Raw genomic sequence first — 18,957 nt, 5'->3', positions numbered from 1 at the left:
AATCCCCGGGGCCCTTCAACGTGTCGGCGTCGGATCAGGCGAGGGCGGCCGAGGCGGCCTTGGCCTTCGTGAAGCGCTCGGCGACGTCGGCCCAGTTGACCACGTTCCACCAGGCGTTGACGTAATCGCCCTTGACGTTCTTGTACTGCAGGTAGAAGGCGTGCTCCCACATGTCGAGCTGCAGCAGCGGGATCTGGCCGGCCGGCAGGTTGCCCTGCTGATCGAACAGCTGGTTGATGTTCATCCGCTGGCCCAGGGTGTCCCACACGAGCATCGACCAGCCGGAGCCCTGGATGCCGTTGGCCACGGCGTTGAAATGCTTCTGGAAGCCTTCGAAGCCGCCGAAGTACTCGTCGATCGCCGAGGCGAGCTCGCCGTCGGGGCGGTCCCCGCCGTCGGGGGACATGTTCTTCCAGAACACGGAGTGGTTGATGTGCCCGCCGAGGTGGAAGGCGGCGTCCTTGCTCAGCTTGTTGACGGCGCCCAGGTCGCCCTTCTCGCGCGCGGCGGCGAGCTGCTCGAGCGCGTCGTTGATGCCCTTGACGTAGGCGGCATGGTGCTTGCTGTGGTGCAGCTCCATGATCTCGGGGGCGATGTGGGGCGCAAGCGCGCTGTAGTCGTAGTCGAGGTCGGGGAGGGTGTAGGTCATGCTCACTCCTTGTGGAAAGACTCGCGCCCGGGGGCGCGCTGACTCTCCCATCCTAGGGGCGAAAAATAGTTCGTGCTTCAACTATGGCGCTTCGAGACGTCAGTCTAGGCAGAACCCGCTGTCCTTCGAGTCGCGGATCACCGCGTCGCCACCCTCAGGGGCGCGATCACTCGGGCGACGGGCCCGGGGACACCTCGAGGATCCGGAAGCCCTTGGCGGAGGCGACCCGCTCGGTGGGATAGCCCTGCTCGATGAGCCAGCGCTGGAGCGAGTCACCGCCAAGGTTCTTGTTCACCACGAGGCGCGCCACGCCGCCCGGCTCAAGGCGGGGGAGCCAGGTGAGCAGGAGCTGGTGCAGGGCCACCTTGCCGATCCGGATGGGCGGGTTTGACCAGATCTCGCGGTAGCGGACCTCCGCCGCGACGCCGTCGGGGGCCGTGGCCCGCACCCGCTCCGCGACCCCGGCAGCAGCGGCGTTGAGACCGGTGAGCTCGACGGCGAGGGCGTTGACGTCGACGGCGTCGACGGTGACCGCGGGGGAGGCCGCAGCCAGAGCCACCGCGATGGGTCCGAAGCCGCACCCCAGGTCCAGCAGGTGACCCTCCTCAGGCGGCAGCGATTCCCTCAGCAGGATCGCCGTGCCTGGGTCCAGGCGGGCCCCGGAGAACACGCCGCCGGCGGTGGTGAAGCTCAGCTCCATGCCCCAGATGTGCGCGGTGATCTGCCGGGTCGAGACCGGACCCTCCGGCGTGTGGAAGTAGTGGCTCACAGATCCTCCAGGGTGCGCGTGGCGCGGGCCTCGAGGGCGCGGGCCGCGAGGCGGTCGTCGGCGGGGTAGCCCACCTCTTCGAGGGTGAGCCCACGGGCGGGCATCACGAGCACCTCGCCGTGCCTGGCAGGGGTGGCGGCGACCCGCTCCAGCCAGGCGAGGTCGCGGCGGCTGGCGGCCACCGCAGTGACGGCGCCCACCAGTGAGCGGACCATGGAGTGGCAGAACGCGTCGGCCAGAAGATGGATCTCGATCAGGCCGTCGCTGCGCCGGGTGGCGCTGAACTCCCGCAGCTCGCGGATGGTGGTGGCACCGTCGCGGGGCTTGCAGAACGGCGCGAACTCCCTCAAACCGATGAGGGTCGCGGCCGCGGCGTTGAAGCGGTCGAAGTCGACGGTGTGTCGCAGCGACACCACGTGGCTCCGCACCAACGGGTCCGGCGGGGAGTCGGCGCTCAGGACCCGGTAGCAGTACCGCCGCCAGATGGCGGAATAGCGGGCGTGGAATCCCGCCGGGGCGGGGGAGACGGCCTTGACGACCACGTCGGCGGGGAGGGCGCGGCGGAGGCGGCGGTAGAGGTAGGCCGCGCCGTCCGGCTGGTGCGCGGCGGGTGCACCCTCAGGGAGGACGAGATCGAGGTGGCAGACCTGACCGCGGGCGTGGACGCCCGCGTCGGTGCGCCCGGCGGCCACCAGCGTGGGCCTCACCGGCAGACTCAGCAGCTGCCCGATCCGCTCCTCCACCACCTCCTGCACGGTACGCAACCCTGGCTGGGTGGCCCAGCCGTGGAACGCGGTGCCGTCGTAGGCCAGATCAAGCCTGAGCCGCATCGATCCTCCGATACGTGAGGTCGTAGACGCGGCGGCCCGCGGCGAGCCCTTTGGCCTCGTACTTGGTCACGGGCCGCTCCGCGAGACGCGGCGCCCAACCGTCGTGCTCGTTGACCAGGCCCGGCGCGGCATCGAGGTGATCCCTCATCCAGAGCGCGTAGTCCTCCCAGTCGGTGGCCAGCCGCCACAGTCCCCCGGGGGCGAGCTTGGCCGTCACCACATCCGCGAAGTCCGGCCCCACCAGCCGCCGCTTGTGGTGGCGCTTCTTGTGCCAGGGATCAGCGAAGAACGTCCACAGCTCGCTGACCGTGCCGTCGCCGAAGAGCCTGTCCAGGCCCTGGGCGCCGTCGGCGATGACGATGCGGACGTTGCGCACCCCGGCACGGGCCAGCCGCCCCACCGTGGAAGCGATGGCGGGCTCGAAAACCTCGAACGCCACCACATCCGCCTCCGGCCGACCGGCGGCCATCGGGGCCAGCGAGTCTCCCGTGCCGGAGCCGATCTCCACGATCAGGGGTGCCTCGCGCCCGAACTCCGCAGCCCAGTCCACGGTGGCATCGTCGGCGATTGAGGTGGACAACGGCCCCCGGGGCAGGTCGACCACGTAGGTGTCGCGGTGGCGCTCCCAGGACCTCGCCTGGGACTCGTTCATGCGCGCGCTGCGTCGGACGAAGCTCACAACGTCGCGGTGCAGTCTGGGGGGCAGCGGATCCACCGGACCAGCCTAGTGGTGATCGCCGTCGGCTCAGCCTGGGCCCTACCCGGCCCGGCCCGCCCGAAGCCCGCCGCGCAGCGCATACGCTTGTGCATGTCGGCCGCGCCACAAGGAGAGACAATGCGCACACTGCTCAACATCATCTGGGTCGTCTTCGGCGGGTTCTGGCTCGCCCTCGGCTACTTCGTCGCCGGCGTGATCGCCTGCATCTTCATCATCACCATCCCCGCCGGCGTCGCCTCGTTCCGGATGGCCAACTACGTCCTCTGGCCCTTCGGGCGGAGCGTGACCAGGCGGCCGGAAGCCGGGGCCGGATCCGCGATCATGAACGTGATCTGGTTCCTCATCGCCGGCTGGTGGCTGGCCCTGGCGCACGTCGCCGCGGCGTTGGCGCAGACCCTCACGATCATCGGCATCGCGAACGCCTACGTCAGCCTCAAGATGATCCCCGTGACCTGCTTCCCCTTCGGCAAGCAGATCGTGGACAACGGCTCCATCTTCTGAGCCACCCTTCAGAGGCGCGGACGGTTCCACTGACCGGGTCGCGCCAGCGCGTCCGTGGCTACCCGGACCCCCGAAGCGTCCAGCGACGCGACGGCCACCAGCAGGCTGAGCGTCGGGTAGCCGTGAGGCCGGTTGTCGCGGATGATCGCCCTGTCGTCGGCGGCCTCGAGCCGGGCGGACTCCTCCAGCACCCGTAGCCAAGCCTCCCACCAGCGGCCGTCGCCCCGGTCGTCGGTGGCGGTGGTCGCGAAGCGGCCCAACCACTGCGCGATCCTCGGGGTGGTGGGATCATCGACGTCCTCGTGGGCCACCATGTGCGTGCCGGGCGCCAGGTCCGTGACACTGGGGCGCCCGCCCTCCCACGACGTGACGCGCGCGCCCTCGGCGTGGGCCTCCACCAGGTTGAAGCCCAGGGTGGTCAGCGGCTCGGGCAGCGGCCGCCCCGCCACCGCGTCCAACACCAGCGATCCCCTCGAGGTGGGCACCGGCACGTCCGCGCCGCCCGCGCGATTGAGCAGCACGGCGAGCCGCGACCCGTCGGCGGCGAGCCAGGCCCCGCCGGCAAGCTCGTCCCGGACCCCGCGTACCGACGGCCGATCCGGCCACCAGGCGCCCCACGGCAGCCAGGGACGCTCCGGGTCCTCGTCTCGGACCGCCAGCACCCGGACCGGACCCTCACCCGGCTCCGGCACCCGGATCACCACAGTGCACATGCCGCGACAGTACCCGGCCCCGGTCGCCGTACCCGCGCAACGCGGATGCCTCTGGAAGAATCGTCGGCATGGTCATCGTCGTGGGAGTCACGGGCGGCATCGCCGCCCACAAGGCCGTCCAGCTCGTCCGCCTGTTCGTACTCGACGGGCACGAGGTGCACGTCGTCCCCACCGAGGATGCTCTGCGGTTCGTCGGGCTTCCCACGTGGGAAGCGATCTCCCGCAACCGGGTCACCACCTCCGTCCACGACGACGTGCCCGAGGTGCGGCACGTGGCGCTCGGCCAGCGGGCCGACCTGGTGGTGGTCGCGCCGGCCACCGCCAACACGATCGCGTCGATGGCGGCCGGCCTCGCCTCCGACCTGCTCGGCACCACCCTGCTCGCCACCCGCGCACCGGTGCTGATCGCGCCGGCGATGCACACCGAGATGTGGCAGCACCCGGCGACGGTGGCGAACATGGCCACGCTCAGGTCCAGGGGCGTGCACGTGATCGGGCCGGCAGACGGACCGCTCACCGGCGGCGACTCCGGGCCGGGCCGGATGAGCGAACCCGACGAGATCCACGCGGCGGCGCGGCGGATCAGCGCCCACCGGCAGGATCTCGCGGGGCTCACCGTCGCGGTGTCGGCCGGAGGGACCCGCGAGCCCATCGATCCCGTCCGCTACCTCGGCAACCGGTCCAGCGGTCGGCAGGGGGTGGCGCTGGCGGTGGCGGCGTCCGAGCGCGGCGCGAGGGTCTACCTCGCGGCCTGCAACATCGACGCCGACGTGCTGCGCCCCGCCCAGCGGCCCGGGATCGAGACGCGCACCGCCGGGTCAGCCTCCGAGCTGTCGGCCGTGATGGGAGAGCTGACGCGGACGGCCGACGTCGTCATCATGGCGGCCGCCGTCGCGGACTACCGGGTGGCTGAAACCTCCGAAGGGAAGCTCACCAAGGAGGCGGGGGCCCCGCCGGTGCTGACGCTGGTGGAGAACGAGGACATCGTCGCCGGCCTGGCCGCCCGGCGCCGCCCCGGGCAGCTGATCGTCGCCTTCGCGGCGGAGACCTCCACCGGCGACGAACTGCTGCGCCGCGCCGTCGCCAAGCGTCGCGGCAAGGGCGTCGACCTGCTGGCCGTCAACGAGGTGGGCTGGCACAAGGGCTTCGAGGCGGCGGACAACAGGGTGCTGATCCTGGGCGCCGACGATGCGGTGATCGCCGAGTCGGCAGGCACCAAACGTGAGGTCGCCGACGCGCTCCTCGACGCCGTCGTGGGGCATCCCGGACGCGGCGCGGCCGCGCGCCCCTGACGGGAACACGCGGCCGCGACTCTGCCTGGAACTACTGCTTCGGCCAGAGCTCCTCGGGCATCAACTCGTAGCCGTGGAACTCGCGGGTGAAGCTGCCGGTGCCCTGCGCGACGCCGCGCAGGTCGATCGGGTAGGTCACGAGCTCGCTCTGCGGAACCAGTGCCTCGATGGTGGCGTGGCCCTGGCCGTCGAGGTCGCTGCCCTGCACCTGCGCCCTGCGGCCGGCGAGGTCCGTGAGCACCGAGCCCATGAACGAGTCGCCGGTGGTGACGCGCACCCGGTCGATGGGCTCCAGCAGGCCCACCTTCCCGGGGCCGGCGGCGTCCCGGAGCGCGAGTTGGCCGGCCACCTGGAACGCCATGTCCGAGGAGTCCACCGAGTGGGACTTGCCGTCGTAGAGGGTCACCCGCACGTCCACCATCGGCATCCCGAAGGTGGTGCCGTGCGCAAGCTGCTGCTCGAGGCCCTTCTGGACGGAGCCGATGTAGGCACGCGGCACCGAACCGCCCACCACCTTGTCCACGAACTCGAAACCGCCGCCACGGGGGAGGGGTTCCACCTCGACGTCGCAGACCGCGAACTGACCATGCCCGCCGGACTGCTTGACGTGGCGGCCCTTGCCCTTCGACGGCGCCACGAACGTCTCCCGCAACGCCACCCGCACCGGCTCCTCCTTGAAGCCCACCTGGTAGCGGTCCCTGAGCCGCGCCAAGAGCAGCTCCTTGTGGGCCTGGCCCATCACCCACAGCAGCTGCTGCTCGGTGCCCGCGTTGCGCTCCAGATGCACCGTGGGGTCCTCCAGCGCGAGACGGTGGAGGGCGGATGCGAGCTTGTCCTCATCGCCGCGGCTGGCCGCGTGGATGGCGACAGGCAGCTGAGGCGAGGGTAGAGACCAGGGCGGAAGCAGCGCGGGGCGGGCGGGATCCGACAGCGTGTCCCCGGTCTCGGCCTTCGAGAGCCGGGTCACCGCGACAATCTCGCCCGCGACAGCCACCGGCTTGGCGACGATCTCGCCGCCGAGGGTGACGCTCATCGGGCCGATCCGCTCGTCGTCGTCGTGGTCCGGATGCATCGGGTCGGCCTCCGCGCCGAAGAGCTCGCGGTGCCCCGAGACGTGGACGACGTCGTCTACCCTCAGCGACCCGCTGAAGATCCGCACCAGGCTGGTGCGGCCGGCGAAGTTGTCCGACGTGGTGCGGATGACCTGCGCGACGAGCGGGCCGTCAGGCTCGCACGACGCAGGCGGCAGCGTGGCGCCGTTGGGTGTGGTGATCGGTGGGATGTGGTGCGACGCCGGGGCCGGGAAGCCGCGTTCGATCCAGCGCATCAGCTCCTCGGTGCCCTTGTCCGAGGTGGTGTGGGCAGGCAGCACCGGGAAGAACCGTCCCGACTCCACCGCCGCCAGCAGCGCGGTGTGCACCTCTTCGGCGGCCAGCTCCTCGCCCTCGAGGTAGCGCTCCATGAGGTCCTCGTCCTGCACCTCGGTGATGATGGCCTCCAGCAAGGGGGCGCGGCGCTCGTCGATGAGCGCCAACTCCTCCTCCGTGGCATCCCGCGACACCCGGACTCCCGACGAGTAGTCGTGCGCGCGCTTGTTCAGCAGAGAGAGGTTGCCCACGTTCTCCCCGTCGACCTCGAGCGGGATGAGGGCAGGGATGATGTTGTCGCCGAACGTGTCCTGCACGACCGAGACCATCAGCTCGAAGTCCGCGCGCCCCTGGTCCAGCTTGGTGATGGCGAGGATGCGGGGCATCTGGACGTCCTGGCATTCGTGCCACAGCGCGACGGTGCCGGCGTCGATGTCCTCGCCGGCGGCGACGACGAAGATCGCCGCGTCGGCAGCCCGAAGGCCCGCCCGCAGCTCGCCGACATACTCCGCATGCCCGGGGGCGTCGAGGAGGTTGATCTGCACATTGTTGGACGGGATCGAGGCCAGCGTCAGCGATGCCCCCCTCTCGGGGGTGTCTTTCTCGCCGCGGTAGCCCTCGATGCGGGCGCGCAGAAGATGTTCGAACAGTGTTGTCTTGCCCGAGCCGCTGGCTCCCACGAGGACGACGTTGCGGACGTCGATGGGGGTCGAGACGGCGATCTGGGGACTCGTCTTTGAGGCCATGGCCTAACGTTAGACCCCTCGTGAGGGCGCAATGAGGCAACCCCCGCAAATCGGTGGGGGAGCGCCTCCCGGGCGGGCACCGTCGAGGTGGCGCACCGATTTGCCCCGCCGCCCTCCGGCCACGTAAGCTTGGCAGCTGTTGCGCGCCGAGAGGCCTGTGCGACTTTCTGGGGTCGGCTGCGGCTCCGCGAGTCGACGCCGCCAGTGCGATCCGCAGTTTGTTTGGAAACGAATGGAAGTTGGTCTCGTGTCTACGTACACCCCAAAGCCGGGCGAAATCGCCCGGAACTGGCATGTGATTGATGCCGAGGACGTCATCCTCGGGCGTCTCGCCGTGGCCGCTGCCACCCTGTTGCGCGGCAAGCACAAGGCCACCTTCGCCCCGCACGTCGACGGCGGAGATTTCGTCGTCGTCGTCAACGCCTCGAAGATCGCCGTCTCCGGCAACAAGCGCACGGATTCGATGCGCTACTCGCACTCCGGCCGACCGGGCGGCCTCAAGGCCGTCTCCATCGGCGAGATGCTGAACAAGGATCCCCGTAAGGCGGTTGAGCTCGCTGTGTGGGGCATGCTGCCCAAGAACAAGCTGAGCCGTCAGCTGATCGGGAAGCTCAAGGTCTATGCCGGCCCGGAGCACCCGCACGCCGCGCAACAGCCGCAGGCCTACCAGATCACCCAGATCGCCCAGTGAGCGAGAGCGAGACGCATCCCATGACCCAGACTGCTGACATCGAAGAGACCGTCGCGGACGAGATCACCCCGTTCGTCGACGATCAGAACCGCGAGATCGCCTACCGCTCGGACGCCAACCCGGCTGCCGCCGCCGGCTCCGACGTGCGTCCCGCCGTCGTCGCCCCCATGGGCGCCACCGGCCGCCGCAAGGAGGCGGTCGCCCGCGTCCGCATCGTTCCCGGCTCCGGCTCCTGGACCATCAACGGCCGCACCCTTGAGGACTACTTCCCCAACAAGGTGCACCAGCAGCTCGTCAGCGACCCGTTCGTGGTGGCCGGCGTGTCCGGCTCCTACGACGTGATCGCCCGCATCCACGGCGGCGGCATCACCGGCCAGGCCGGCGCCCTCCGCCTGGGCATCGCCCGCGCGCTGAACGCGGTGGACACCGAGGCTTCGCGTCCCGCCCTCAAGAAGGCCGGGATGCTGACGCGTGACTCCCGCATCATCGAGCGCAAGAAGGCCGGTCTCAAGAAGGCCCGCAAGGCCCCGCAGTACAGCAAGCGCTGATTCCAGCCGCTCCTCGAACGCCCATCCCCGCGCAGGGGGTGGGCGTTCGTCGCATTCGACGAGGAATTCGCCCGGCTGCGTCAGGCGGCGGTAGTCTCGCCTGCGTGGCACGACTCTTTGGTACCGACGGCGTCCGTGGCGTCGCGAACAGCGAACTGACCGCCGAGCTGGCGCTCGACCTTTCGGTCGCGGCGGCGCACATCCTGGGGGAGGCCGGCGCCTTCGCCGGGCATCGGCCCGTGGCCCTCGTCGGCCGAGACCCGCGAGCCAGCGGCGAGTTCCTCGAGGCGGCAGTCATCGCCGGGTTGGCCTCGGCGGGTGTGGATGTGCTGCGGCTCGGGGTGCTGCCCACGCCGGGCGTCGCCTTCCTGGTCAACAGCCTGCACGCTGATCTGGGCGTGATGATCTCCGCCTCGCACAATCCCATGCCGGACAACGGCATCAAGTTCTTCTCCAAGGGCGGCGTCAAGCTCGACGACTACCTGGAGGACGCCATCGAGACCCGGATGGGTGAAGGCTGGGAGCGTCCCATCGGGGACGCCGTCGGCCGCATCCGCAGCGATCTGGGCGCCGTCGAGGCCTACGTCGCTCACCTGGTGGGTTCGTTGGGCGAGGACGCCTCCCTGGAGGGCCTCACCGTGGTGATCGACTGCGCCAACGGCGCCGCCTCGGCCACCGCCCCGGAGGCGTTCGCGGCCCAGGGTGCGCGGGTGATCGCCATCCACGCCGATCCTGACGGGCTCAACATCAACCGCGACTGTGGCTCCACCCACCTCGGCGACCTGATCGCGCGCGTCAAGGCCGAGGGCGCGGATCTGGGCATCGCCCTCGACGGGGACGCGGACCGCTGCCTCGCCGTCGACCATGCCGGCAACGTGGTGGACGGCGACCACATCCTGGCCATCCTCGCCATCGCCATGAAGGAGGAGCACCGTCTGCACTCCGACACCGTCGTCGCAACCGTGATGAGCAACCTGGGGCTGATCAACGCGATGCGGGAGCACGGCATCCGCGTGGATCAGACGAAGGTGGGGGACCGCTACGTTCTGGAGTCCATGAACGCCAACGGTTTCGCCCTCGGCGGCGAGCAGTCCGGCCACGTCATCATCAACGAGTTCGCCAACACCGGAGACGGCACCCTCACAGGCCTGCACCTGGCGGCCCGCATGATCTCCACCGGCAGGTCCCTGAAGGAGCTCGCCTCCGTCATGACGGTGCTCCCTCAGGTGATCATCAACGTCCGCGGTGTGGACAAGCTGCGCGCCGGCATCGACACAGGGGTTCAGCAGGCGGTGGCGGCCGCGTCCCGGGAGCTGGGCGACGCGGGACGGGTGCTGCTTCGCCCCTCCGGCACGGAGCCGGTGGTGCGCGTGATGGTGGAGGCGCCCACGGACGAGGCGGCGCGCCGGATCGCCGACACCCTCGCTGAGAAGGTCAAGTCGCGTCTAGCGCTCTGAGTCTCCGGGCCAGGCCCGGCGGGTAGTCTGGGGCGCACCCCAAACTGGATAAAGGACGCCCCGATGCTCGCTGACCCCGCCGCCCAACGCTCGCTGCTCACGTTGGCCGACCTCGATTCGGAGGTGGCCAGGATTCAGCACGCGGCCCGGTCCCTTCCTCAGCACAAGGCCATCGCGGACCTCATCGCCGCCCGCCAGCGCGTCACCGACGAGCTGATCTTCTCCACCACCGAGGCCGACGATCTGCAGGTGGCCGTCAGCAAGGCGGAGGCGGACCTCGAGCCGGTGCGGGCCAGGCTGGCGCGAGACGAGAAGCGCATCGTCGACGGTTCGGTTTCCGACGGCAAGATCCTGCGCTCGCTCCAGGACGAGGTCGCCCACCTCCAGCGCCGCATCTCGGATCTGGAGGACTCGGAGCTGGAGGTGATGGGCCGGCTGGAGGAGGCCGTCGCACAGCGGGAGAAGATCGCGGCCCGCAAGATCGAGATCGAGGCCCGGCTGCACGAAGAGGTGGCCGTGCGCGACGAGGCGGTTGCCAAGCTGAGCCAGGAGGCGAAGGACCTGAGCGTGGCCCGCGCGCCCATCGCCGCGCGCATCCCGGTCGCCGTTCTGGCGCTCTACGAGAAGATGCGGGCCTCGTCCGGGCTGGGGGCGGCACTCCTGAAGGCCGGGCGCTGTGGCGGCTGCCAGCTGCAGCTGACCGTCTCGGACCTGGATCTCTACCGTCGGGCGCCCGCGGAGCAGGTGGTGCGCTGCGTCGAGTGTGACCGCATCCTGGTGCGCACGGCGGAGTCCGGCCTCTGATGCCGTCGACGCATCTGGACATCCGCAATATCCCGGCTGAGGTCCACCACGGCCTCCTGGATCTCCAGCGACGGCTCGAGCTGCCCACGTCCTTCCCGGCGGAGGTGCTGGCCGAGGCCGAGCTGGCGGCGCAGCTGCCGCCCAGTGGGCATGTGGACCGCACCGACATCGAGTTCGTCACCATCGACCCGGAGTCCTCCACGGACCTGGACCAGGCGCTGCAGATCGAGCGCGACGGCGACGGTTACCTGGTGCGCTACGCCATCTCCGACGTGGCCCACTTCGTGCGGCCCGGCACCGCCCTGGAGGAGGAGACCCATCGCCGGGGCCAGACGTTCTACGCCCCCAGCGCGCGCGTCCCGCTCCACCCCTCCGTGTTGGCGGAGGGTGCGGCCTCCCTCCTGGCCGACGGCGTGCCACGCCCCGCGATGCTGTGGGAGCACCGGCTCGACTCCGCAGGGGAGCTCCGCGGGGTCTCCCTGACCAGGGCCCTGGTGCTGAGCTGCGCGAAGCTCAACTACGACGGCGTCCAGCGCGACCTCGACCGCGACGAGCCGCATCCCAGCATCGCGCTCCTGCCGGAGGTGGGGGAGTTGCGTCGCCAGCTGGAGATCCAGCGGGGAGGCGTCTCGCTCAATCTGCCGGAGCAGGAGATCCTCGAGCACGACGGGACCTGGCAGCTGGAGTTCCGGAGCCTGGTGCCGGTCGAGGACCACAACGCGCAGATCTCCCTGCTCACCGGCTTCGCTGCCGCCCGCACCATGCTCGACGGCGGGGTGGGCATCCTGCGCACGCTGCCGCCCGCCGAACAGTGGTCGCTGGAGAAGCTCCGCCGAGCGGCCGCCACGCTGGGCGTCGCCTGGCCGAAGTCCATGGGCTACCCCGAGTTCGTGCGCTCGCTGTCCCCGGACAATCCACGTGAGCTGGCCGTGCTCACCAAATGCACCATGCTGTTCCGCGGCGCCGGCTACCTGGCCTTCGACGGCGCGGTCCCCGACGCACACCTGGAGCACTCCGCCCTCGCCGCGCCCTACGCGCACACCACGGCCCCGCTGCGCCGCCTCGTCGACCGCTACGTCCTTGAGGTGTGCCACGCGCTGCTCAACGGTGTGGAGGTTCCGCAGTGGGCCCGTGACGGCCTCGATGCGCTGCCGGCCGAGATGGCCGACTCCGGGCGGGCAGCCCGGGCCTACGAGAACGGGGTGCTCGACCTGGCCGAGGCGCTCGTCCTGCGCGGCGCCCTGGGCCGCGTGCTGACCGGCGTGGTCACTGACGTGCACCCCAAGACCGGAGTCGGCACCCTGCAGGTGCCTGACCCCGCCGTCGAGCTGCGCGTCAAGGCGTCGCAGAAGGAGGTGGGCTCGGAGATCCGCGTCCGCGTCGACAAGGTGGATGTGCGGTCGGGCAAGGTGACACTGTCGCGGCCGAACTGACCGCATCCATCCAGCGGGTACGATGGTCTGCGGACGAGTCGGCCAGATGATCGCGGCCACTTCGGTGGCTGAGGAAAGTCCGGACTCCTCAGAGCAGGGTGGTGGGTAACGCCCACCCGGGGTGACCCGCGGGACAGTGCCACAGAAAACAGACCGCCTGGCAACAGGTAAGGGTGAAACGGTGGTGTAAGAGACCACCAGCGTGCCGGGTGACCGGTGCGGCTAGGTAAACCCCACCCGGAGCAAGACCAAGAAGGTCGGCCTTTGGCCGGCCGCGGACGCCACTTGAGCGCTGCTCGCGCGAGGCGTCCGGGTAGGTTGCAGGAGCCCGGCGGCAACGTCGGGCCTCAGATAGATGATCATCTGGGAAACAGAATCCGGCTTACCGGCCGGCTCGTCCACTATGAACACCCCTCACAGGCTTGTGGGGGGTGTTTCTGCTTGTTGGGCTGACCGGTCCCCGACAGGTGGGTCCCAGGTCCGCGGAGGCGGGGCGCCAGTGCGGGGCTCCACGCTCAAGGGGCTGACCAGAGGGTGCCACTACGGGCACGATTCCGCGCCCCCACTTTCCTGAGGTCCGAGACAGCCGCGAGTTCGCCGAGGAGGGCGCAGGGCCGCAGCTCCCAGATCCGCCGATGGTGGGTCGCTCCCCTCCGTGGAAACGTGCCTGTAGCGCCGGTCACCCTGCCCTCGGCTGAGCGTGAGGGGAGGCACTGGCGTCCCGCTTCCGCGGCGGAGCGTCGGTCGAGACACCGGACCGGGTGACAGGGGCTTCGACGCGGGTGCGGCGCTTCGCGCGCGCCCGGCTCACCCAGCGGGGTCGGGCAGGTTCGATCACAGAGGGTCCCGCTGAGAGCGAGGGTGGGGGACGGCAGGGCGGCACTGCGCAGCGGTGCCCAACCCGAGGATCGCCCAACCGGCATCCCGCTCAAGGAGACCCAACCGCAACGCCGCCCTGCCGGGACGCACCCGAACCAGGCAACGCCACAGGAGAACGAGTGCGGGGAGACGGGAGACGACGCCCGGGCGGCCTCAACAACCCGACCACCGACCCAGGCGGCCTGAACAACGAGACCATGGACAACGGCCGCCCGGGCATCGACGCACGGCTCCCCGCACCCGACCACAAGATCCGCGCAGAGGTGGTAGTCACAACCCTTCGAGACAGGCCACGCCGCTCCGCGGGCGGCCCTCCTCAGGGAGCGGGGAAGGGGCGGCCCTCCTCAGGGAGCGATGGACGGCCCACGCCGCGCCGCGGGCCGCCGTAGGGAGCGGGCCGCTCGTCGTCCACCGCCGCCGACGGCAGCGCCCCCCGCCGGGAGCACCACTAAGGTGGCGGGTGTGACAGCCCCGGCAGCCCCGACCAGCCATCTGGCGGCCTACCGTGAGCGGCTGACCACAGGGTGGGACGAGCTGACCTCCGGGGCTGAAGCCACGCCCGGGAAGTCGTTCCTCGAGGGCGCCATCGGAACGCTCGGCCTGCGGGGGCTGCAGTCGGCCCGTGAGGAGTTGGACCGCCTGGTCCAGGACGAGGGAATCCACTACGGCGGCGAACTGCGCCTCGCCTGGATGATCGACCCGCTTCCCCTCGTCATCGGGGCCGACGAATGGGACGCGCTGGAGGCCGGCCTCAAGCAGCGGGCCCGCCTGCTCGGCCTGGTGTTGCGGGACCTGTACGGCGAGCAGCGGCTCCTTTCCTCGGGCGCGCTGCCCGCGGAGATCGTGTGGGGCCACCACGGGTTCCTGCACCGCGCGAGCGGCATCGAGGCGCCGAGCCATGCCTGGCTGCCGCTGGCCGCCGCGGACCTGGGCCGCGAAGCCGGGGGAGCGTGGACGGTGCTGGCCGACCGCACCGATGCCCCGTCGGGCATGGGCTACGCGATGGCGAACCGCAGGCTCACCTCCCGCGTGATGGCAGACCTGCACCACGACGCCCGCCCGGCGCGGCTGCGCAGCTACTTCTCGGCGATGCGGGCCGGGCTGCAGCAGCTCGCCCCCCGCACCGGACACACCCCCAAGGGGGTCCTCCTCTGGTCCGGGGCCGGTGCGGAGACCGCCTACGAGCAGGGCTTCCTCGCCACGCTGCTGGGCTATGCGCTCGTGGAGGCCGAGGACCTGGTGCTCCGCGACGGGCAGGTGTGGGTCAACTCCCCTGAGGGTCGGGCGCTGGTCGACGTCATCCTCCGCCGCGTGGACTCGGATCTGTGTGACCCGCTCGAGTTCCGCAGCGACTCCCAGCTCGGCGTGGCCGGCCTCGTCGAATCCGCGCGCCTCGGCAACGTCGCCTCCCTCAACCCACTGGGCAGCGGGGTGTTGGAGAACCCGGCCCTCCTCGGCCTGCTCCCGGGGTTGGCCGTCCAGCTCCTCGGGGAGGAGCTCCTCCTGCCGTCGGCCCAGACGTGGTGGTGCGGCGACGACGCGCAACGCAGCCACGTCCTGACGCACCTGGACAGTCTGCTTCTCAAGCCCATCAATCGAGGTTTCGGAGGCTCGACGCTGGCCGGGTGGGAGCTCACCGCTGCCGAGAAGGCGGAGCTGGTGGCCCGCATCGAGGCGGAGCCGTGGGCGTGGTGCGGGCAGGACAACGTCGAACTCTCCACCACCCCGGTGGTCACCGCCGACGGCGTGGAGCCGCGTCGCGTGGTGCTGCGCTGCTTCGCCGCCCAGGTGGACCACTCGCACGAGATCCTGGCCGGTGGCCTGGCGCGGGTCGCGCCAGACGAACGGTTCCGGATCACCACGATGAACGGCGCCCTGACCAAGGACGTCTGGGTGCTGGACCCGGACGATGTCCAGGAGACGTGGACGCCCACCTTCGAGGGGGGACCGATCGCCATCCAGCGTGTGGCCACGCTCGCGCCCCGCATCGCGGACAACCTGTTCTGGTTCGGTCGCTACGCGGAACGCGCCGACGGCACGGTGCGGCTGCTGCGTCTGGCCGTGGACCTCGCCCACGACCATGGCCGGAGCCCGGTCTCACGCGGCGGCCAGGTGCTCGGCGCCGTCCTCGTCGCCGGGGAGCGGATCACCGGCCTGGACCTGTCCGCGGGCGACGTCGGCGCCGCTCTGAAGCGGCTGCGCCCCGCCGTCGTCGACGGGAGTTCCACCGGCTCCGTGGCGCACGCGATCAGGCGCCTCACGGAGGCCGCCAACCAGGTGCCCGACATCATGTCCAGCGACCTCTGGCACATCCTCAGCCAGCTCAACCGGCTGCTCGTCGACGCGGGCAGGCGCCGCGACCTGGCGGGCATCCTGGACGACCTCGTCGCGGGCACCCTGGCCGTGGCGGGCCTGAACAATGAGAGCCTGACCCGTGACGTGACGTGGGCGTTCATCGACGCCGGGGTGCGGATCGAGCGCTCGCAGCGCACGCTCGCTGTGGTGCTGCACACCCTCGGAGACGACCGTGCGGCCGTGGTGGAGAACCCGCTCGCAGACGCGATCCTCGAGATGGGGGAGTCGCTCATCACGCAGCGCCGCCGCTCCGCCTCCGGTGAGGGGCCCCGTCGCCCGGCCCTGGCGGCCACCCAACTGCTGCTGTGCGACAGGTCCAACCCCCGATCCGTGGCCTACCAGCTGGACCGGCTCGTCGAGGACCTCAAGCTCATCGGCGACGACGAGGTGGCGGCGCGGGCCTCGGAGCTGGTGGCGGCGTTCGCCAACGCGGACCTGGTGCGGCTCTTCACCGGCCCGAGGGCGCTGGTGACCGGGTTCGCGGCCGCCGAGCTGTCCGAGCTTCGCGCGATCTCCGATGAGCTCAGCCGCAGGCACCTGACCCGGTCCGCGCCGCGCCGGGCCACGCTCAGCGAGTGGAGCGCCGGGGCACTCCTGGGGGAGGACGCGTGAGGCAGCTTCCCGAGAACCTGACGCCCCGCCGCTACTTCGTCAAGCATCGCACCAGCTACGAGTATCCGGAGCCCGTGACGCTGTGCTACGAGCGGGGATTCCTCACCCCCCGCGACACCGCCACCCAGCGGCTCCGCGCCCACGGCACCCAGGTGCTGCCGCATCCCCTGCTGCACACCGAGCATCTGGACCGTTTCGGCAACACCAGCCACTACCTGGAGATCCACTACCCTCACACCCACCTCGTGGTGATCAAGGAGGCCATCGTCGACGTGGCCTGGCCCGAGGTGGACGTGGACTCCCTCAACCAGTGGACGCTGGCGTCGGCCCGGCGCGCCACCGCCGGCAACGCCGCGTTCCGGCTGGACCGCGCCATGTTCTCGCTGCCGTCCCGGCATGTGACGGTGGCCTCCGGGGAGGACCTCGCCGATTACGCCGAGACCATCCTGGCGCCCGGGCTGGGCTTCGGTGAGGCGCTGGTGGAGCTCACCAGGGGCATCCGTCGGGACTTCGCGTACCGGCCGGGCGTCACGTCCGTGCGCACCACCGTCGACGAGCTCCTCGAGCTGCGCGCCGGCGTCTGCCAGGACTTCGCCCACCTCGGCATCGCGATCCTGCGCTCACTCGGCGTGCCGGCCCGCTACGTCTCCGGATACATCGAGACGGTCGCGGGGCCCGGGCAGACCAAGTTGGAGGGCGCCGACGCGTCGCACGCCTGGATCTCGGTGCTGGCGCCCACCGGGACGTGGATCGACATCGACCCCACCAACGGGCAGTTCGCGGACTCGCGCTACATCGTGACGGCCTGGGGCCGCGACTTCGCGGACGTGAGCCCGCTGCGGGGGGTCATCGTCACCGAGGCCGCGACCTCACGGCTCAGCGTCGGTGTCGACGTCCTCCCGATGGAGGGCGACGAGGCGCCTCAGGTGAGCGTCCTGAAGCTGAAGTTGTCGTCGTAGGGCAGCTCGCCGTCGACGGTCGCGGTGACCGACAACCGGTTGAGGGTGGTGCGCCCGCCGAGCGTGGTCATGAAGGCGGTGTCGGCGGCGTCGCGCCCGGTGCAGATCCGCACCATGGGGGTGCGCGGCGCCAGCCCGGTGGCGTCGAGCAGGTACCAGGACCCTTCCCAGTAGGCCTCGACGACGGCGTGGAAGTCCATCGGTGTCAGGCCCGGGGCATACACCGACACCAGACGCGCCGGCATGTTGACCCCGCGCAGGAAGGCGACCACGAGGTGCGCCGAGTCCCGGCACACCCCGGCCCGGCTGAGGTAGGTCTCCAGCGCGCCGTCGACGACCCGGCTGGATCCGGGGCGGTAGATCACCTTGGTGCGGACCCACTGCGTGACGGCGCTCATCAGCTCGAATCCGGTGAGGCCGGCGAAGTGGGTGTGGCTGAGGTTGGCCAGCCGGTCCGAGTCGCAGTAGCGCGAGGGCCGGGTGTAGAGGATCTCGTCGATGCCTTGGAGGGGGTACTCGGGGGCGGGGGCCAGCACGGCCGCGTTGTAGTCCACGTGGAGGGTGCCGACGGGGGCGTCGCGGAGCCGGTGCAGGCGGCTGCCCGATGGTGCGATCAGTTCCTCGACCTCGAGCTCGTCGTCGCCGACCTTGAAGGTCAGCGTCTCGTCGACCTCCGGGTAGTGCGTGCTCACCGCGACCGAGAAAACCATGTCCGCGGTGGCGCCGACCCCCACCTCCAGGTGGCTGGAGACCCGCCTGATACTCACGCCGCGTTGCCAGGGAGGGTGAGGATCTCGGCGCCGTCGGCGGTGACCACCAGGCTGTGCTCCCACTGAGCCACCCGCGACCGGTCCGTGGTGACGACGGTCCAGTCGTCGTCCCACTGGTCGGTCTCGTGGGTGCCGAGGGTGAGCATGGGCTCGATGGTGAAGGTCATGCCGGGCTGCATGATGGTGGTGACCCGGGGCTCGTCGTAGTGGAACACCACCAGCCCGGAGTGGAACGCGGTGTGGACGCCGTGGCCGGTGTAGTCGCGCACCACCCCGTAGCCGAAGCGCTTGGCGTAGGACTCGATGACGCGGCCGATCACCGAGAGGGGACGCCCCGGCTTGACGGCCTTGATGGCGCGGTTCAGCGCCTCCAGGGTGCGCTCGGAGAGGAGCCGCGACTCCTCGTCGACGTCGCCGCAGTAGAAGGTGCCGCAGTTGTCCCCGTGGACGCCGTCCTTGAACGCGGTGACGTCGATCTTGACCAGATCGCCGTCCTCCAGCGGGCGCAGGTCCGGGATGCCGTGGCAGACCACTTCGTTGACCGAGGTGCAGATGGACTTGGGGAAGCCGCGGTAGCCCAGCGCCGACGGGTAGGCCCCGTGATCCAGCATGTACTCGTGCGCGACGGCGTCCAGCTGATCCGTGGTGACGCCCGGCGCGATGGCCTTGGCCGCCTCGTGCATCGCCTCCGACGCGATCCGGCCGGCCACCCGCATCCGCTCGATCACATCGGGGGTCTGCACGTCCGAGCCGGTATAGCGCTTGGGTGCGGGCCTGCCGACGTACTCGGGGCGCGGGATGGAGCGGGGGACGTCGCGCAAGGGGGTGATGGTGTGGGGTGTCACTGGGTTCACAGTGCGCCAG

17 protein-coding genes and 1 other RNA gene are annotated in these 18,957 nt (G+C 70.7%); 10 read left to right on the top strand and 8 right to left on the bottom strand.

Translation table 11 applies throughout. The features are described from left to right. Window positions 1-34: 34 nt before the first annotated feature. The 4 genes from H5398_RS11640 to trmB form a co-directional block, all read right to left on the bottom strand. Window positions 35-649, bottom strand: coding sequence for a superoxide dismutase (locus tag H5398_RS11640; protein WP_182782414.1), 615 nt, complete (start codon window positions 647-649; stop codon window positions 35-37). A 166-nt stretch (window positions 650-815) separates the two neighbouring features. Next, on the bottom strand, window positions 816-1,418 hold the full coding sequence (locus H5398_RS11635) for a class I SAM-dependent methyltransferase (protein ID WP_370585712.1): 603 nt from the start codon (window positions 1,416-1,418) through the stop codon (window positions 816-818). Next, entirely contained in the window at window positions 1,415-2,248 is an 834-nt protein-coding gene (locus H5398_RS11630; RefSeq protein ID WP_182800121.1) for a tRNA pseudouridine(38-40) synthase TruA, read from the bottom strand. Before H5398_RS11630 ends, H5398_RS11635 begins: the two co-directional genes overlap by 4 nt. Then, a complete protein-coding gene (gene trmB, locus H5398_RS11625) occupies window positions 2,232-2,963 on the bottom strand; it encodes a tRNA (guanosine(46)-N7)-methyltransferase TrmB (RefSeq protein ID WP_370586116.1) in 732 nt (243 codons plus the stop codon). Before trmB ends, H5398_RS11630 begins: the two co-directional genes overlap by 17 nt. Window positions 2,964-3,083: 120 nt before the next feature. Between trmB and H5398_RS11620 the strand changes: the two genes are divergently transcribed. Continuing rightward, complete coding sequence (locus H5398_RS11620; RefSeq protein ID WP_182800120.1) at window positions 3,084-3,467, top strand: YccF domain-containing protein; 384 nt, start codon at window positions 3,084-3,086, stop codon at window positions 3,465-3,467. A gap of 8 nt (window positions 3,468-3,475) precedes the next feature. Here the strand turns inward: H5398_RS11620 and H5398_RS11615 are convergent, their stop codons facing one another. Beyond that, the gene (locus tag H5398_RS11615; protein ID WP_182800119.1) at window positions 3,476-4,180 is read right to left on the bottom strand and encodes an NRDE family protein; all 705 of its coding nucleotides are present in this window, start codon (window positions 4,178-4,180) and stop codon (window positions 3,476-3,478) included. Between the two features lie 68 nt (window positions 4,181-4,248). Here H5398_RS11615 and coaBC point away from each other — a divergent pair, with 68 nt between their 5' ends. Continuing rightward, window positions 4,249-5,472, top strand: coding sequence for a bifunctional phosphopantothenoylcysteine decarboxylase/phosphopantothenate--cysteine ligase CoaBC (gene coaBC / locus H5398_RS11610; RefSeq protein ID WP_182800118.1), 1,224 nt, complete (start codon window positions 4,249-4,251; stop codon window positions 5,470-5,472). Window positions 5,473-5,503: 31 nt separating this feature from the next. On the opposite strand, the gene H5398_RS11605 is transcribed toward coaBC, so the two are convergent. Beyond that, the gene (locus H5398_RS11605) at window positions 5,504-7,585 is read right to left on the bottom strand and encodes an elongation factor G-like protein EF-G2 (RefSeq protein WP_182800117.1); all 2,082 of its coding nucleotides are present in this window, start codon (window positions 7,583-7,585) and stop codon (window positions 5,504-5,506) included. 247 nt (window positions 7,586-7,832) lie between these two features. Here H5398_RS11605 and rplM point away from each other — a divergent pair, with 247 nt between their 5' ends. The 8 genes from rplM to H5398_RS11565 all read left to right on the top strand — a co-directional run bounded on the left by rplM (window position 7,833) and on the right by H5398_RS11565 (window position 17,323). Next, on the top strand, window positions 7,833-8,276 hold the full coding sequence (gene rplM / locus H5398_RS11600) for a 50S ribosomal protein L13 (RefSeq protein WP_182782420.1): 444 nt from the start codon (window positions 7,833-7,835) through the stop codon (window positions 8,274-8,276). A 20-nt stretch (window positions 8,277-8,296) separates the two neighbouring features. Beyond that, complete coding sequence (gene rpsI, locus H5398_RS11595) at window positions 8,297-8,824, top strand: 30S ribosomal protein S9 (protein ID WP_182800116.1); 528 nt, start codon at window positions 8,297-8,299, stop codon at window positions 8,822-8,824. Window positions 8,825-8,928: 104 nt separating this feature from the next. After that, a complete protein-coding gene (gene glmM / locus H5398_RS11590; RefSeq protein WP_182782422.1) occupies window positions 8,929-10,281 on the top strand; it encodes a phosphoglucosamine mutase in 1,353 nt (450 codons plus the stop codon). A 63-nt stretch (window positions 10,282-10,344) separates the two neighbouring features. Next, a complete protein-coding gene (locus tag H5398_RS11585; protein ID WP_182800115.1) occupies window positions 10,345-11,085 on the top strand; it encodes a zinc ribbon domain-containing protein in 741 nt (246 codons plus the stop codon). Further along, on the top strand, window positions 11,085-12,518 hold the full coding sequence (locus H5398_RS11580; protein ID WP_182800114.1) for an RNB domain-containing ribonuclease: 1,434 nt from the start codon (window positions 11,085-11,087) through the stop codon (window positions 12,516-12,518). The genes H5398_RS11585 and H5398_RS11580 overlap by 1 nt, the downstream gene beginning before the upstream one ends. Window positions 12,519-12,552: 34 nt before the next feature. Then, window positions 12,553-12,919, top strand: an RNA gene (gene rnpB / locus H5398_RS11575) — RNase P RNA component class A. A gap of 940 nt (window positions 12,920-13,859) precedes the next feature. After that, window positions 13,860-16,364, top strand: coding sequence for a circularly permuted type 2 ATP-grasp protein (locus tag H5398_RS11570; protein WP_182800113.1), 2,505 nt, complete (start codon window positions 13,860-13,862; stop codon window positions 16,362-16,364). Beyond that, window positions 16,361-17,323: a transglutaminase family protein gene (locus H5398_RS11565; protein ID WP_182800112.1), complete on the top strand. Its 963-nt coding sequence runs from the start codon at window positions 16,361-16,363 to the stop codon at window positions 17,321-17,323. The genes H5398_RS11570 and H5398_RS11565 overlap by 4 nt, the downstream gene beginning before the upstream one ends. Here H5398_RS11565 and H5398_RS17830 read toward each other — a convergent pair. Both H5398_RS17830 and map read right to left on the bottom strand, forming a co-directional pair. Next, window positions 17,287-18,090: a transglutaminase family protein gene (locus tag H5398_RS17830; RefSeq protein WP_220489360.1), complete on the bottom strand. Its 804-nt coding sequence runs from the start codon at window positions 18,088-18,090 to the stop codon at window positions 17,287-17,289. The two genes, H5398_RS11565 and H5398_RS17830, sit on opposite strands and share 37 nt — an antisense overlap. Continuing rightward, on the bottom strand, window positions 18,087-18,947 hold the full coding sequence (map, locus tag H5398_RS11555) for a type I methionyl aminopeptidase (RefSeq protein WP_182800111.1): 861 nt from the start codon (window positions 18,945-18,947) through the stop codon (window positions 18,087-18,089). The genes H5398_RS17830 and map overlap by 4 nt, the downstream gene beginning before the upstream one ends. Between the last annotated feature and the right edge of the window lie 10 nt (window positions 18,948-18,957).

It is taken from the genome of Tessaracoccus sp. MC1679, from assembly GCF_014164775.1.
GTDB lineage: Bacteria > Actinomycetota > Actinomycetes > Propionibacteriales > Propionibacteriaceae > Arachnia.
Note: the sequence above shows the minus strand (reverse complement) of the source record. Positions and strands in the feature narration are given on the sequence as shown.